Here is a 15,756-nt window from a genome sequence, read left to right on the forward strand (position 1 = left end):
GAGGACGTTATGTAGTTTTATTTAATTACGCCAGCACGTTTCAAGTTGTATTCGGCAAGATCCGAAATACGCTTAGCAGCAGCTGTATATTCATCAGGCCCTAACCAAGAATCAATAACACCTGAGTTACGTGCGTATTCTTGGTAATCTTTATCTAGCATCGCTTTATGGAAAGCATCAGAAATCTGTTCTTGGATGTCTTTCGGTATGCCTTTTGGACCAAACACACCACGTAGTTGCACCCAGCTATTGTCAACTTTATAACCTTGATCTGTAAAAGTTTGAATATTGTCATAGCCATCTAACTTAGTCATACCATGAACACCTAAGCCTTTAATACGGCCAGCGTCAAAGAAGGATTTAGCACCACCTAAACTAGACATACCAACATCGATATGACCACCTAATAATGCTGCAACAATATCAGGTGTTGCATTAAATGCTACCCAATTCAGATCAATTCCAGCAGCTTCGGCATACATACTCATACTTATAAACTGAGTAGAACCAATTGGCCCAAAGCCTCCTACATTAATGGTGCGTTTTTTTGCTGCTTCTTCTAAGTCTTTTAGATTATTAATATCCGAGTCAGCACGAACATACATTAGATTTTGATCTTCTTGAGTCGTTGCAATCCAAGAAAAATCGTCTAAAGAAAATGTTCCCTTTAAATTATCTACCATACTAGTAAAGGCTGTTAGAGTATTAATGCCTAATGTTTGACCATCAGGTTTCGCTGCGCGAACACGAGACATTTGAGCGGCACCACCACCGCCAGGAGAGTTAACAACAATAATATTTTGTTTGATTTGTGGCTCTAAAGCTTTTGCTAAAGTTCGAATAAAAATATCGGATGAACCACCAGCTTTAGTATGCATATAAATAGTAACTGGACCTGTCGGCCATTTATCGGCGGCTAATGCGCTAACACTTATCACTGCAGAGCATAGTGTGACGGTGATTTTCTTGGTTAGAGATTTCAGATTATTCATTTTTAAAATCATGATCTTTCCTTCTTTCTTTTTATTAGGGATCTGAAGAACACCAAGATAATCTCATTATAGTTTTACTAGTAAAACTGAACATATGTAATGGCCGCTCTAACATTTCCATCACTTACTATTTAGTCATAATCAACAACGATAAAAATTTATTTTCTCATAGACTCTCTCATCCATTTTAAAAAGGTCAAAAGCGTGTCACTAGGAGCAACCTTATTGGACCAAACCAAATAATAACTTTCGCCTGTTGTATGAGAATCGGGGAACGGAGAAACTAGCTTTCCTTTAGTCAGCAACCCCTCAACAAATACTTTTACCGCAAGAGCAACTCCCATTCCCATAGCGGCAGCTTCATAAGCCGAGGAAGAGTTATCAAAACGAATTCCTTTATGGCTGTCTACCTTCACCTCTCTAGACTTTAACCAACTTTCCCAGTCATGATTTCTTGCCATAGAATGCAATAAGGTGACGTTTTGTAAGTCTTGCGGTGTATGCAACGGATTATTTGCCAAAAACTCTGGTGTACAAACAGGAATAAGTTCTATTTCAACTAATCTTTCTGCATGCAATTCAGGCCATTTTCCATAACCAGAACGAATCGCAGCATCGATATTTTGTGTTTCGAAATCTACAGGGGCAAGTGAAGAAGATAAACGGACCTCTGTTGCCTCAAAACGCTTGTGGAAGTCTGCCAACCTAGGTATCAACCAACGCTGCGAAAAAGTGGTATAGGATTGAATCGATAAAACATCACGACGCCCTCTTCGAGATACTTTTCTAGCCGCATCAGCGATATCTTGAAAAGCGGTACTGATTCCGTCGTACAGCTCTTTTCCCTCATCCGTTAATTCAATTCCACGGTGCAAACGCTTAAATAACGCAACACCAAAATAATCTTCCAGCACCTTAACCTGCCGACTCACCGCCACTTGTGACACATTTAGATCTTCTGCCGCAGCAGTAAGACTCAGTAACCTTGCGGCAGACTCAAATGCCTTAAGAGGATTTAGAGGAGGGAGAGGATACTTCATAATAGGTACCTTAAAGCCTGAGTAGAAAAATAGAATATAAAAATATTAGCAGCCATCATTAGACATAACATTTTGTTAGTCAATACAATTATTGTAAGGCTAACAGGCAAGCACTAAAAAACTTTTTCCTCTAAAATAAATTCACTATAAACAACACCTCACGACAGAGATAAACTATGTTTCATACCACAATAATAAAACCTAGATTTTCTGAAACAGACAAACTAGGACATATAAGCAATACTGTTTTTCCTGTTTGGATGGCCGAATCACGCTCTGACTTCTGCCGCTCTGCTCTTGAAATAACACAACCTTGGGTGGTTGCTAATATTTCTATCGATTTTAAAAATGAAGTGCTTCATGGTGATGATGTTGTCGTCAACACTTGCGTAGAGCGCATCGGCGGTAAGTCAGTGACTTTTTACCAGGAAATGTTTCAATACGAAAAGCGTTGTGTAGTCGGACGTACAACCGTTGTATGCATAGACAAAGCGACAAAACAATCTTGTTCGTTGAACAACAGCGACAAGGAAAAACTCCAACCCTATCTAGCCGTGTAAACCTAGGAACACATAGACTAAAAAAGCCAGCCCAAAGGGCTGGCAAACTTAGCTCTAACCACGACTGAGCAGCGTGGTTATTACACTCGCGCTATAATCAGAGCAATACCTTGACCAACACCAACACACATACTGATCAATGCATAACGCCCAGATGTTTTTTCTAGCTGATTAATGGCTGTCGTTACTAAGCGAGCGCCAGATGCACCAAGTGGATGTCCGATGGCAATGGCACCACCATTCGGATTCACTCGTGCGTCATCGTCTTTTAGACCAAGCTGACGCGTTACGCCAAGTGCTTGTGCGGCAAACGCTTCATTCAGTTCAATCACATCCATTTGCTCAAGAGTCAGATTGGTTTGCGCCAATACTTTCTTAATAGCTGGAACGGGTCCCATGCCCATCACTCTTGGCGGTACACCCGCGACAGACATGCCAACCACTTTAGCTCTTGGCGTAAGATTGTAGTCTTTCACCGCTTGCTCATTTGCCATCAACAAGGCACACGCACCGTCATTAATACCCGATGCATTACCCGCCGTCACTGAGCCATCTAACTTAGTTACACTACGCAATTTCGTTAACGCTTCTAACGTCGTCTGTGGACGTGGATGTTCATCTTTAGCAACGGTCACATCTTCTTTTTTAGGGACAGAAATAGTGACAGGAAACACTTCATTTTCGAAGAAGTTTGCTTCACTAGCCGCAGCCCAGCGCTGCTGACTACGCAATGCAAAAGCATCTTGATCTTCTCTGGAAACAACTTCTTCTTCGGCAACGTTTTCTGCTGTTTGTGGTAGTGCATCCACACCATAAAGCGCTTCCATTGCTGGATTCACTAAACGCCAACCAATGGTCGTATCTTCTAGAGCTTGGCCTCTATCGAATGGCGACATGGCCTTTTTCATTACATAAGGTGAGCGACTCATACTTTCGACACCACCAGCGATAACCAAACTTGCTTCGCCAAGGCGTAAAGTACGCGCTGCTGAACCTACCGCATCAAGTCCTGAACCACACAGACGATTTACCGTTAAGCCCGGAACAGTCTCCGGCAAGCCAGCTAAAAGGCCGGACATACGGGCGACATTGCGATTGTCTTCACCCGCTTGGTTAGCACAACCGTAAACAACATCATCGACTTTCGACCAATCGACCGAAGGATTACGTTTCATTAATTCTTTGATTGGTAAAGCGCCAAGATCATCAGTACGAATAGACGACAAACCGCCCATAAAACGACCAAACGGAGTACGTATCGCATCACAAATGTAAGCTTCTGACATATTTCTCACCATTAATTTTGTTGTTATTTCTTTAGTGTCTGTACCTTGCCCGCTTGGTGTCCCTTACCATTTACGTCAGCAAGATGAGCCATTAACGCTGCCAACTCACCGGCTGGCATGTGACGAGCAATAAAGACTGGACCGCCTTTCCAGCGAGGGAAGCCGTAACCATTAGTCAAAGCAATATCAATCTCTTCTGGGGTTTCGCACACTTGCTCTTCAAGAAGTAATAAAGATTCGTTGATCAAGCTGCCAATTACACGCTGCTGAATATCCTCATCTGTAAACACTTTAGCAACGATGCCTTTTTCTCGACGATAAGCAGTTAGCAGCTCTGCAATAAAAGTATCTGATTCTGGTTTACCATTATGGCCATATTGGTAATAACCACTGCCCGTTTTGCGACCCAAGCGCCCGGCTTCACAGATTCGGTCTGGAATTTCTACATAGCGAGACAAATGACGCGTGTCTTTCGTCTGTTCGCGCATGCGCCAAGCAATGTCCAAGCCAGACATATCAGCCACTTTAAACACCCCCATGGCAAAACCATAAGATTCTATTGCTTGATCTATTTGCTCTGGGCTAGCGCCCTCTTCCATTAGGAACTCGCACTGGCGTCGGTAAGCCGCATACAAACGGTTACCCACAAAGCCCCAGGCATTTTTTGTCGTAATGGCTTTTTTGCCGAGTTTTTTCGCAAAAACCATCGCTTTGTTAAAGGTTTCTTGACTGGTTGAAGCAATTTTCACCACTTCCAATAACGACATGATATGAGCGGGGCTGAAGAAATGCAGACCCAAAACCCGTTCGGGATATTGAATACCAGCAAAAATCTCATCCACATCAAGGTATGACGTATTTGTTGCCAACAAAGCATCAGCACGAACGATATTTGCTAAATTACTAAACAAGGATTTTTTCGCGTCTAAACTTTCAATAATGGCTTCAACGGCAAGATCCACATCTTTAAGAAGATTCAGATCCGACGAAGTATGAAGTTTATTCAAACACTGAACTTTTTTATCTTCTGTTAGTTTTCCGCGTTTAACCGCACCATCCAACTCAGACAAAATTCTTGCTTTGCCTGCTTCAAGCGCTTGCTCATTTATCTCAACCAGAAAGACTTCATAGCCAGACATAAGCGCATTCAAACAGATACCACTGCCCATTGTGCCTGCGCCGATGACACCAACTCGTTCAATGGGCGAAACTGTTGCTATGTTTTTACCTAAGCTATTTTCGACGAAGAACAAATAACGCAAAGCCTGAGCTGGCTGGCTACCACGAAGCTTTAAGAAAGTTTCACGCTCCAACGCTACACCATCAGCAAAACTCAAGCTGGATGTTTTGGCTAGTAAATCTGCCGCGGCGTGAGCCGATGGCAAACCTCTTGAACGTTTTAATAAGCCTTTTGATTGAGTTGCAAAGTCATCATGGTCGTAACCCGGAATATTACGCTCACTAAGGCGTTGCTTAGACAAAGGTTTCTCAAAAGCAGAAAGAAGCTGAATCACCTCATCGATCGAATCCTGGCCAATAAGTGAGTGAATAAGACCACGGTTTACGGCCTCTTCTGCACTAATTGGCTTACCTGAAATAATCATATCCAAAGCGTGTAACATACCAATAGCACGAGGCAAGCGTTGCGTACCGCCTGCACCCGGCACTATGCCAACAGACACTTCAGGAAGCCCCAACTTCGCCCCTTTAACAGCGATTCGATAGTCACTTGCCAATGCCAATTCAAGGCCACCGCCAAGGGTAAAACCCTTGACGATAGCAACAACTGGTAACGGAAACTGTTCAATAGACTGAGTCACTTGAGGCAAGGTTGGTTCAGTCGGCTCGTTTTCCAATTCATTTAAATCGGCGCCAGCCATCAAACAACGGCCTTCACCTTGCAAAATGACCCCATCAACAGCGTCAACATTGACTTGTGCCAAACGCGCCAAAATGCCTTTTCGCACAGCATCTGTACTAGCGTTGACGGGAGGATTATTAATGGTCACCACGGCAAAATTTTGTACTATTTGCAGTGATACAGGATGCTGATCGATAAGTTGCGTCATAGCCCCTCCTTATTTGTTCTCTTCAAGAACAATAACAGCGTCAGCTGCGACAACGCCTGATCCAGCTTTCAACACAAACAATGGGTTGATTTCAGCCGTCACAAGTCGATCACCTAAGCTGGCAATAAAGTTGGAGAAGTTTACGATCGCTTCTGCAAGCGCTTTGGTATCCCGCAATGCGGCACCACGATAACCATCTAGAAGTGGCCACGAAGTAAGATCTCGCATCATACTTTCTGCTTGTTTCAAGCTTAGTCCTTTGCCTTTTTCTAGCAAACGAATCGTCGTATCTTTATACAATTCAGCCGCAACACCACCAGCACCCAATAAAATTGAAACACCGAGTGCATCTCGGTTTGCGCCGAGAATCAATTCATATCCACCAGATACCATTTCTTCAATCAGGAATGTTTCAGGCTCATTGCCAGTATGTTTAGCAACCGCTTGCCTCATTACTGTTAGCGCATTGGCGATGTTCGTTTCATCTTGGAACAAAGCTACGCCCCCGATATCACTCTTGTGCATTAGATTGGCATCCAGCACTTTTAAAACAACAGGTGCTTTCAATGCTTTCACGGCTGCCAAGGCATCGGCCTCATTTTTAACCACTCGACTCTTCGGTACATTAATACCTGCACTGCTGAAAAGTACTTTTGCCTGAACTTCGTCAAAACTACTGTCACTAAAAGCAGGGGCCGCAGAAACCACTGCTGCCGCTTTATCGTCTAATGCCGCCAATGCTTCTGGACGAACACGGTACAAAGCTTCCAATCCCGCACTGCAACTTTCAGGAGAAGTAAAGCTTGGAATCCCGGCTTTATTAAGACGCTGCAAAGTATCCGGTGCATTTGGACTAACATAAGTGATAACTGGCTTGTCACTGTTTGGTAAACAATCCTGAATCGCACTGACTACAAGATCTGGCATAGCCAAACCGGAAGAACCAATAATCACCACCAATGCGTCGTAAGTATTACTTTCAAGCAAAATGGTAATGGCTTTACGCAGTAAGTCTGGCTGAAGACCTGCCAAGGTGACGTCGATTGGGTTACGATCAAGAACGGTTGGTGTATCGCCTTGAATAGCACGCAAGCGCTCAGCGGTATCTTCATCAGGTACTGGCGTTTCAAAGTCCACCATACCCAAGGCATCAGATACCAATGTACCGGCACCACCAGTCGAAGTAAGAATAGCCACGCGACGGCCATGCATAATGCGGTCATTGGTCAAAGCTGCTGGGATATCAATCAGCTCGTCAAATGTATTCGCACGAATCACACCTAGCTGTTTAAAGAAGGCGTCATAAACGTTATCTTCACCCGCAAGCGCGCCAGTATGAGAGCTCGCGGCACGAGCACCAGCTTCAGAACGGCCAATTTTAAAAGCAACAATAGGTTTACCAGCACGGCTCGCCTTTAATGCGGCTTCGCGGAAACGATCTGGATTACGAATGGTTTCAAGGTATAAAGCGATGACTTTAGTATTTTCATCGTCTACTAAGTATTCCACAAAGTCAGACACTTCTAGATCTACTTCGTTACTAGTGGATACCAGAGAAGACAAACCAATGCCCTTACCTGCGGCACGAGACAACAGCGCCCCGAGAACACCACCACTTTGGGAGACAACGGCAATGTTACCCACGGGCAAATCGGCCACTTCCAATGCGCCACTGGCAGACAGAGGAATTTTGTTAGTGAGGTTAATAAGGCCAATCGTGTTTGGCCCAAGAATGCGCATATCGCCGGCAGCATCAAGTAACTCTTGTTGCATATTCAGGCCATCATCACCAGCTTCGGCAAAGCCACTCGCTAAAACAACCGCAGCTTTACAACCTAGCTTGCTTAAAAAGCGAACGGCATCAATGCTTCTTTTCGCACCCAACAATACCAAAGCAACATCCGGTGCCGCTGGAATATCATCAATCGATTGGTAGCATTTAAGCCCTTGAATTTCTGTGGCCTTGGGGTTCACTGGATAAATATCCCCCGTAAAGCCATGTTTTAGTAAATAAGAAACTGGGCGACCAGAGGTTTTGCTTGGATCAGCAGAAGCACCAATTACCGCAACACTTTTTGGGTTTAATAAGGCGTCCATATGCATTATTTATCTCCTGCTGCGCGATCAAGAAAAGCTTGAACAGACTGACGATGCTCAAAAGAGGTATAACAAATACCTTGCGCTTTGCTGCCTTCCGCGAACACTTGGTGTTCAGACATCTCGTAGCTTTTATTCAGAATGGATTTAGTTAACGCAATAGCCGTTCTTGAACCACTGCTCATTTCTTCGGCCATTTCAATTGCCTTATCAAGCAGCTCATCAGATTCACAAATTCGATCTGCAATACCTAATTCCAAAGCTTCTGCCTGCGCCACTTTACGGCCACTAAAAATCAAATCTTTGGCTTTACTTAAACCAACACGACGCGGTAAGAAATATAAACCGCCACCATCAGGAACTAGACCACGGGCAATATAAGCCCAAGTAAAGCTTGCGAAAGGTGCTGCAACAATAAAGTCACAAGACAAAGCAAAGTCAGCACCAAGACCGGCCGCCGCACCGTTTACCGCAGCAACTGTAGGAATTGGTAAATTAAGTAATAAGCTGGCGGCATAATGGACGCCTTGTTGTCGATCCCAACCATTAAAACCAACAGTAGATAAATCCGCTTCCATTCTGACTTTCATGCCCGCAATGTCACCGCCAGCACAAAAACCTTTACCTTCACCTGTTACCACTAAGGCCTTGATATTTTTGTCGGAACGGATATTAAGAAGATGTTGTACAAGCTCCGCACGCATCGCATCGCTCATAGCGTTACGTTTGTCTGGACGATTGAGTGTAAGTATTGCGATATTATTCTTGGTTTCAAACTTAACCAGAGGTGACTGACTCATAATAGCCTCGTTTATTTTAAACTTATTTATTTTTGAGGAAGGCCAAAACATAGTCTGGCCAAGGAAGCATTCAATTGTTGAATGAAACCCTTATAAGTCGCAATTGAGCATCCATTAACACAAACCTAACTAAATGTTAGTCAAAAAAGAATTCGGAATTCGTCTTTAAAATTAAAACAAACCACCCTAAGGACCTTCCCAACAAAAGCTATGGCCTAACCTAATAAATAGTTAGTTTTGTCCTTTAACCGCTTGAGTCATAGTAATTGAGTACTTATGGCAAGAACTAGAACAACGGAATGACCCTGCTTCCATAGCCATTTGAAAAAACAATAATAATTCGATTGTCTGTTATCCGAACTGCCTTATCAGATCACATTCTGAAAAGACAAAAACAGGTTAATAGATAAAGAGGACTAACATGAAAAAAATAAATGACACACCCACCTCAGAGCATCAATTTAGGCTACCTTTCAGTGTATTAGAGGTCATTATCAGTGTCGCTGTACTGATTATTGGCATCTTTTATCTAATTGAAACATTACCTTTAGCATCGATGGCATCTGGCTCTCAAGTAGGACCAGGCGGTTTCCCTTTGGGAATCGCCATCATCACGGTGACGCTTACATCTATGCTGCTGATAAGCAGTGTGATAAAGCTTTTAAAACAAACTGATTCACATCATGTGACCTTCCACCGTTTTATCTATGTGCTGATTAGTACCGGCGTCATTGTGTTAATCGGAGGCAATTTAGAGTCACTCGGGGCTTTTTTCAGTACATGGATAATGGCCACAGGCATCATGTTTTGCTGTGGAGAAAGAGGTCTACGACTACTTATTCTACCACCTTGCATTGGCGCGACTATTTACGTCATTTTTGTCATCGCCCTTGGCGTTTACTTTCCATAGGATGTAATCATGTTTGATAATTTAGTAATGGGGTTTCATGCGTTTGCTGATCCATATGTGTTTCTAGGGCTTTTAGTCGGCGCATTTTTAGGATATCTAATTGGTGCTATTCCAGGCTTAGGACCAACTTTAGGTGTCTCACTTCTTATTCCGTTCACCTACAGCGTAGACCCTCTTGTCGCTGTGGTTACACTAGTATCACTTTACGCAGCAGCCGAATACGGTGGCGCGATCTCTGCCATATTAATCAACTCGCCAGGAACAGCAGCGGCGGTTGCAACCTCTTGGGACGGTTATCCTCTTACGCAAAAAGGCAAAGCTGGGGTTGCGCTTAACATCTCCATTATCTCGTCTGGTATCGGTATTTTTATTAGTACCATTTTGCTTTTCTTTACTGCGGTACCATTGTCTGAATTTGCCTTAAACTTTGGTCCCGAGGCTTACTTCTCTCTTGCATTAATGGGGCTTAGTTTAGTCTCTATTTTTGCTTCAGGTTCGCTGATAAAAGGCGGTATTGCAATGATGATAGGCTTAGGCTTAGCAACCATTGGCCTGGATGCACAAACTGGGGTGCCACGCTTTGCCTTTAATCCTGAGTTCTTTGAAGGTTTACCCTTAGTACCTGCTTTACTAGGTCTATTCGCTTTGTCTGAAGTCTTGTTTATGATTGAACAATCGCGTCAGGAACCGCACAAAAGCAGTACCATGAGTGGTATTTTTGTTGTGCCATTTAACGTCTACTACAAGTTGAAATACACATTATTACGTAGCTCACTTATTGGTTATATTATCGGCATCATTCCTGGAGCGGGTGCTTCTATTGCTTCATTCTTATCATATGGTGTTGCAAAGCGCGTATCAAAAACACCTGACGAATTTGGCAAAGGCAGTTTAGAAGGTATTTCAGCGTCCGAATCAGCAAACAATGCTGCTGTTTCTGGTGCGCTTGCCCCACTACTCGCTTTAGGTATTCCCGGCTCACCAACCACAGCAATTATTATTGGCGCCTTGATGATTCATGGCATTCAACCGGGACCATTGTTGTTCACAATGAACCCTGAAGTGCCATTCACTATCTTTGCTTCACTCTGGATTAGTGTGCCAATCATGGTGCTAATCGGCCTTCTCGGGGCTAAATATTGGGCAAAAGTAGCGGATGTGCCTCGTTCTATTTTAGCGGCTATCGTGACTTGTATTTGTTTAATGGGCGCTTATTCTTCCGAAAACTCCATGTTTCCTGTCTATATTACGATTGCGTTTGGCTTGCTTGGTTATATTTTCCGCAAAGCAGATATTCCACTAGCGCCTATCGTATTGGCATTGGTATTGGGCGAAATGCTAGAAACGAACTTCCGTCGTGCTGTGGTTATCTCAGGCGGGGACTATTGGGTCTTCTTCCAAAAACCACTGTCACTAATCTTACTTTCTGTGGCTATTATTTCTTTCCTAATACCTTTTGTTAAATGGATTAGAAGCAAAATTTAATCGTTGCCTAGTTAGGCCATCCGATACAAATTGGGTGGCCTAACTCATCTAATAAGAAATACAAAAAACCACCCATCCTTAGCCAACATTAATTTAAGCTCTGTTTCTTTAAAAACAGCTCCTCTAACCTTTGGTAACCCAAGCCATTACTTATGGTCAGTAGCTCCATCTCTTACCTTCTGCGACTCTTTCTATGGGGAACATATCCTTCTCTTCCAACAAAAATAAACAATAAGGGAGATCATCGAATGATGATTCATAAACTTTTTAAGAATACAGGCAAATTTCTAAGCATTGCGACTATTGCGCTCTCTGCTACCGTTGCGACAAGCTCAGCTTACGCAGAAAGTGATTGGCCCACGGGACCTGTAAAAATGATCATGCATACTAAAGCTGGCGGTTCTGCTGATGTATTTATTCGCACTCTGGCGAAAAGCCTAGAACCACAAATTGGGCAAGAAATTATTGTCATCAACTCCCCGGGCGGCGGTGGTGCCAGCCAAATGGGACGAATTCGTCCAGCAGATCCAGATGGCCTGACTCTGGGCATCAACACTCTTACTCACTTCACTGGCATGTTAACCAATCTAAAAGGCACGTTTGCTCTGGATGACTTTTCATGGATCGCTTCCACTCAGGAAGACGCTATCATCTTCTTTGTTAAAGAAGATTCTGACATCAAGAACATTGATGATTTAATTGCTAAAGCACGCAGCAATAATGGCAGCATCAGCATAGGTGGTTTTGGTCCAATCGGGTCCATGCAAAATATTGGCATGTCTATGTTGGCAAAATCAGCAGGTGTCGATCTTAAATGGGTCGGTTTCAATGCCACACCAGATATTATCTCTGCCTTATTGGGGGGACATGTAGATGTCGGTATTTCCAACTTGGGCGCCCTAAAATCATTTTTTGATGCCGACCGGATCAAAGGCTTAGGCGTGCTTGGTGAAAAACGTTTATCCAGCTTACCTGACGTAGCGACCATTACCGAACAAGGGTATGACGTTGATAATAGTTGGTTACAGGTTCGAGGTGTCTTTGGCCCCGCTAACATTCCGATGGAAACACAGCAAAAAATCGCCGATGCCTTCCATAAAGCCATGCAATCAGATTACTACCAACAATATGCCCGTGCAGCTGGTGTAGAAGATTCATTAATGGGGCCTGAAGCGTACACCACCTTTGTGAAAAAAATCTCCAAAATTGCAAAAGTTCAGCTAGAGGAAGCTGGCGTCTTGAAATAAGTGCCATAGGGTAGCTGCCACATACTAGCTACCCTTAAACATCTGCAAAAACACAGACAAGGATGTCTTGAAGCAATAACAATATTAGGCTTATCTACCCATTTCTTAAGAGGTCAATATCCCCATGCCAAAAGCATTTGATAAAATCCGCGTAATAGACACCACACATGTTCTTGCTGGTCCGTTTGCCAGCTATCAGCTTGCTGTTCTTGGTGCTGAAGTCATCAAGGTAGAATCGCCTGATGATCCAGACCAAGCTCGTCTACAAGGCTCAGACAGAGCATTAAACGACATCGGTATGGGGACGGCGTTTATGTCACAGGCGTCCAACAAAAAAACACTTGCTCTGGATCTAAAAACCGAAGCAGGAAAAGAAGCCATGAAACGCCTTATTAGCACAGCAGATGTGTTTGTTGAAAACTATCGCCCAGGTGCTTTTGACGCCCTTGGTTTAGGCTATGAAGAGATGTCTAAACTGAATCCCAAGCTTATTTACTGTTCTATCTCAGCGTTTGGATCCACAGGGCCACGCCGTGAGCTAACCGCTTATGACAATGTGATTCAAAGTTTTTCTGGCATGATGGCCATGACAGGCCATGGTGATGGTAGACCACTCAAAAGCGGTGCTCCTGTGGTAGATTATGCCACTGGCACAACCGCTGCGTTTGCTATTTCAACTGCTCTTTTTCAAAGAGAAAGAGAGGGTGGCAAAGGCCAATTTATTGATGTATCCATGCTTGATGTGGCGATGATCCTGTATAGTTCACATCTAACAAGCTACATGTGGAACGGCAAACACCCAGAACAAAAAGGCAATGTTTTTCCTTTTGCCACCATTGGCTGTTATGAAGCTGCAGACGCTCCGCTGATGATTGCAGCATCTAACTTGGCTCAACAAAAAGCCTTATGGACCGCACTTGAACGTGAAGACATGATCAAAACCAACAATAACCAGCGCTTAGACGGCCATGCCGAAGAAGCCGCCGTGTTAGCCAGTATTATGAAAAATCAAACGGCTGATTATTGGGAGTCGTTTCTAAATGAAAAGCGCGTCCCTGCTTCCCGAATTCGTCGTATGGAAGAAGCCCTAGCCGATCCACAAGTTGCCGCTCGTAATGCGATACAAACACTTAATGACCCTGACAGCCAAGTAAATGGCTTAAAGGTGCCAGTATCTGCATTTAATTTATCCAGCAGTCCTGCAGAAGTGGACAAGGCCCCTCAGCCAGTTGGAGCGCAAAGCGCAGAACTACTCAAAGAGCTTGGCTACTCCGAACAAGACATCGCCAAGATGCGAGAACAAGGCGCCACAAACTAGGTATCTAGCGAAATACCATCATATTTTTCTAAGGGGCGAACTCATTCCAGATGATTCGCCCTTTTTACCGTATAAAATACATTCAAGATAAGCATAAATTTTATAGTGACGAGGAACTTAACTCAGCACTAGAATTCCGTTTGGCAGTACTTTTTCTTTTCTATCAAAGGCCACAACAATGATCTACACAGTAGAATGCTCATTCAATGATCCAGCTAAAGAAGCAGAATGGAATAAGTTTTATAGTAACGACAAACTGCCCGCTCTTATTTCTGTCAACGGTTTCTTCACCTCTCAACGCTTCATTGCATTAACCAACGACTGCCCGCGTTATCTCGCCATACACAGCATAGACGAAGCAGACGTACTAACCAGCCAGCATTACAAAAACGCTGGCGGCGGTAACTTTGCTAAATGGCAAGAACACATCACAGATTGGCACCGCAATATTTACGATATGCCCAAACGAGCTCAGGCAGTGAATAACGATGAATACTTACTTTGTAGCGAGGAATCACCACAAGCTTTAATAGACCTTGGGCTAGATCCCATTAGGTTAAACGCCATCGCATTAGATAAACATCCTGCGCAGCGTTGGCTGGCGGTTTCAAACCAGCTCCCAATAGATGAAATCAAAGCTAGCTCAGCAAAAATTCATATCTACCAAGCCATGGGAAAACAACTTCAAAGTTTTTAATAGCTTTTAAGAGCGCTGCAATAACTGATTAATAAAAAAAGTAGATTTTTCCATTAACATCTTAGCTTGGCCATTTAATGATTCTACCGATTGGCTCATCTGTAACGCTTCGTTGTTGACGCTTTGGGCTTGATGATAAATTTCACTCGATGACTGTTGAGCATACTCTGCTTGATGAACCAAGGCGTTCAGCCTTTCCCGAATATCATGGGTTGACGTTCGTTGAAGCTGAACACTGTCGGCTACTTCTTGGGAGATATTATTAATCTGATTAATAATCACTGACGTGCTTTCTAATCCTTTGATGGTTTGTTCTATCGTGGTTCGAACCAATTCAATTTGATCGGAAATACTGTCGGTGGCTTGGGAGGTTTGCGAAGCAAGGTTTTTCACTTCCGACGCAACCACCGCAAAGCCTCGCCCTGCTTCACCAGCTCGGGCGGCTTCAATCGCCGCGTTCAAAGCCAATAAATTGGTTTGATCCGCGATGGATTTTATTAAGCCAATCACTTCACCAATATTCACCGCCGCAGACGACATTTTTTGAATCAAGGCATCCGAACGTTCTGCTTCTTCGACACCCGTTAAAGAAGCGTCTGTAGCTTGAGAGATTTTATCAGAGATCACTTGCGAGCCTTCCCAAAGCTCACTAACTGAGGCCGAAAGCGTTTGCATGTTTTGTGCCGAGGCGTCTGTTATTTCCGAGGTTCGTTGTGCTTCTTTTAGTGTCGTTTGAATCGCTGTCACCAAATGCCCAGATGACGTATTGAGGCTTGCTGCCGAATCATTAATGTCATTGGCGACACTTTCTACATCGTCTTTAAATTGGTTAGTGAAACCTTCTAACAGCTCTTTATTTTCCAAAATCGAAATCGTATAAGGCGTTTTACCAACCATGCTCAAGGTCACAATGGCGGATGTGGTAAAAGTACTGCCATCGGCTTTTTTATAGGTTAAACCACCACGCCAATATCGATACTTTTTCAGCTGAACTTTGCCTTCTTCCATCATCTCATCACGAGTTCTTCCGCCTGGCTGAATCTCGTTTAAAATCGTATTAAGGTGTTTACCTTTTAACTGAGCCGCCGATTTATAGCCTAGCGCCTTCAACATAGCGCTATTCAAAAAGGCTAAGCCTTTGTTTCGACCTGAACCTAAGCAATTAATAAAAGCGGGAGACGATAAGTTTTCGATCACTTGATGACCAAGAGTTTGCTGACCAATGAATTGACTAAATAAAGTCGTTAATTTCATC

At 43.6% G+C, this 15,756-nt stretch carries 13 protein-coding genes; 6 read left to right on the forward strand and 7 right to left on the reverse strand.

Going from position 1 to position 15,756, the window contains the following annotated elements; all coding sequences use genetic code 11:
- Positions 1-17 precede the first annotated feature (17 nt).
- Positions 18-1,004, reverse strand: coding sequence for a tripartite tricarboxylate transporter substrate binding protein (locus B6N13_RS13715; RefSeq protein ID WP_248280339.1), 987 nt, complete (start codon positions 1,002-1,004; stop codon positions 18-20).
- Between the two features lie 146 nt (positions 1,005-1,150).
- Positions 1,151-2,032 (reverse strand): transcriptional regulator GcvA, encoded by an 882-nt coding sequence (gene gcvA / locus B6N13_RS13720; protein WP_100188248.1) that lies wholly within the window; start codon positions 2,030-2,032, stop codon positions 1,151-1,153.
- A gap of 176 nt (positions 2,033-2,208) precedes the next feature.
- Between gcvA and B6N13_RS13725 the strand changes: the two genes are divergently transcribed.
- Complete coding sequence (locus B6N13_RS13725; protein WP_169459658.1) at positions 2,209-2,592, forward strand: thioesterase family protein; 384 nt, start codon at positions 2,209-2,211, stop codon at positions 2,590-2,592.
- An 80-nt stretch (positions 2,593-2,672) separates the two neighbouring features.
- Here the strand turns inward: B6N13_RS13725 and pcaF are convergent, their stop codons facing one another.
- The 4 genes from pcaF to B6N13_RS13745 are packed head-to-tail and all read right to left on the reverse strand — an operon-like array spanning position 2,673 to position 8,844.
- Complete coding sequence (pcaF, locus tag B6N13_RS13730; RefSeq protein WP_169459659.1) at positions 2,673-3,878, reverse strand: 3-oxoadipyl-CoA thiolase; 1,206 nt, start codon at positions 3,876-3,878, stop codon at positions 2,673-2,675.
- 23 nt (positions 3,879-3,901) lie between these two features.
- Entirely contained in the window at positions 3,902-5,947 is a 2,046-nt protein-coding gene (locus B6N13_RS13735) for a 3-hydroxyacyl-CoA dehydrogenase NAD-binding domain-containing protein (RefSeq protein ID WP_169459660.1), read from the reverse strand.
- Between the two features lie 9 nt (positions 5,948-5,956).
- Entirely contained in the window at positions 5,957-8,050 is a 2,094-nt protein-coding gene (locus B6N13_RS13740) for an acetate--CoA ligase (protein WP_211172872.1), read from the reverse strand.
- On the reverse strand, positions 8,050-8,844 hold the full coding sequence (locus B6N13_RS13745) for an enoyl-CoA hydratase/isomerase family protein (RefSeq protein ID WP_169459661.1): 795 nt from the start codon (positions 8,842-8,844) through the stop codon (positions 8,050-8,052). Before B6N13_RS13745 ends, B6N13_RS13740 begins: the two co-directional genes overlap by 1 nt.
- A gap of 421 nt (positions 8,845-9,265) precedes the next feature.
- Between B6N13_RS13745 and B6N13_RS13750 the strand changes: the two genes are divergently transcribed.
- From B6N13_RS13750 to B6N13_RS13770, 5 genes are all read left to right on the forward strand, one after another.
- Positions 9,266-9,754: a tripartite tricarboxylate transporter TctB family protein gene (locus B6N13_RS13750; protein WP_169459662.1), complete on the forward strand. Its 489-nt coding sequence runs from the start codon at positions 9,266-9,268 to the stop codon at positions 9,752-9,754.
- A gap of 9 nt (positions 9,755-9,763) precedes the next feature.
- Positions 9,764-11,239: a tripartite tricarboxylate transporter permease gene (locus B6N13_RS13755; protein WP_169459663.1), complete on the forward strand. Its 1,476-nt coding sequence runs from the start codon at positions 9,764-9,766 to the stop codon at positions 11,237-11,239.
- A 248-nt stretch (positions 11,240-11,487) separates the two neighbouring features.
- Positions 11,488-12,486, forward strand: a complete 999-nt coding sequence (locus tag B6N13_RS13760; protein WP_248280340.1) for a tripartite tricarboxylate transporter substrate binding protein — start codon at positions 11,488-11,490, stop codon at positions 12,484-12,486.
- Positions 12,487-12,610: 124 nt separating this feature from the next.
- Positions 12,611-13,804: a CaiB/BaiF CoA-transferase family protein gene (locus B6N13_RS13765; protein WP_169459664.1), complete on the forward strand. Its 1,194-nt coding sequence runs from the start codon at positions 12,611-12,613 to the stop codon at positions 13,802-13,804.
- A 178-nt stretch (positions 13,805-13,982) separates the two neighbouring features.
- Positions 13,983-14,501: a sugar ABC transporter gene (locus B6N13_RS13770; protein WP_169459665.1), complete on the forward strand. Its 519-nt coding sequence runs from the start codon at positions 13,983-13,985 to the stop codon at positions 14,499-14,501.
- A 6-nt stretch (positions 14,502-14,507) separates the two neighbouring features.
- Here the strand turns inward: B6N13_RS13770 and B6N13_RS13775 are convergent, their stop codons facing one another.
- Positions 14,508-15,755 (reverse strand): methyl-accepting chemotaxis protein, encoded by a 1,248-nt coding sequence (locus tag B6N13_RS13775; RefSeq protein WP_169459666.1) that lies wholly within the window; start codon positions 15,753-15,755, stop codon positions 14,508-14,510.
- Between the last annotated feature and the right edge of the window lies 1 nt (position 15,756).

The sequence above is a fragment of the Marinomonas sp. UCMA 3892 genome (genome assembly GCF_012726345.1).
GTDB lineage: Bacteria > Pseudomonadota > Gammaproteobacteria > Pseudomonadales > Marinomonadaceae > Marinomonas.

What these genes read in the sequence shown, in the direction of transcription:
- gcvA (WP_100188248.1), bottom strand. Translation starts at nt 2,032, where the DNA reads ATGAAGTATCCTCTCCCTCCTCTAAATCCTCTTAAGGCATTTGAGTCT.
- B6N13_RS13735 (WP_169459660.1), bottom strand. Translation starts at nt 5,947, where the DNA reads ATGACGCAACTTATCGATCAGCATCCTGTATCACTGCAAATAGTACAA.
- pcaF (WP_169459659.1), bottom strand. Translation starts at nt 3,878, where the DNA reads ATGTCAGAAGCTTACATTTGTGATGCGATACGTACTCCGTTTGGTCGT.
- B6N13_RS13740 (WP_211172872.1), bottom strand. Translation starts at nt 8,050, where the DNA reads ATGCATATGGACGCCTTATTAAACCCAAAAAGTGTTGCGGTAATTGGT.
- B6N13_RS13750 (WP_169459662.1), top strand. Translation starts at nt 9,266, where the DNA reads ATGAAAAAAATAAATGACACACCCACCTCAGAGCATCAATTTAGGCTA.
- B6N13_RS13775 (WP_169459666.1), bottom strand. Translation starts at nt 15,755, where the DNA reads ATGAAATTAACGACTTTATTTAGTCAATTCATTGGTCAGCAAACTCTT.
- B6N13_RS13715 (WP_248280339.1), bottom strand. Translation starts at nt 1,004, where the DNA reads ATGATTTTAAAAATGAATAATCTGAAATCTCTAACCAAGAAAATCACC.
- B6N13_RS13760 (WP_248280340.1), top strand. Translation starts at nt 11,488, where the DNA reads ATGATGATTCATAAACTTTTTAAGAATACAGGCAAATTTCTAAGCATT.
- B6N13_RS13745 (WP_169459661.1), bottom strand. Translation starts at nt 8,844, where the DNA reads ATGAGTCAGTCACCTCTGGTTAAGTTTGAAACCAAGAATAATATCGCA.
- B6N13_RS13725 (WP_169459658.1), top strand. Translation starts at nt 2,209, where the DNA reads ATGTTTCATACCACAATAATAAAACCTAGATTTTCTGAAACAGACAAA.
- B6N13_RS13765 (WP_169459664.1), top strand. Translation starts at nt 12,611, where the DNA reads ATGCCAAAAGCATTTGATAAAATCCGCGTAATAGACACCACACATGTT.
- B6N13_RS13770 (WP_169459665.1), top strand. Translation starts at nt 13,983, where the DNA reads ATGATCTACACAGTAGAATGCTCATTCAATGATCCAGCTAAAGAAGCA.
- B6N13_RS13755 (WP_169459663.1), top strand. Translation starts at nt 9,764, where the DNA reads ATGTTTGATAATTTAGTAATGGGGTTTCATGCGTTTGCTGATCCATAT.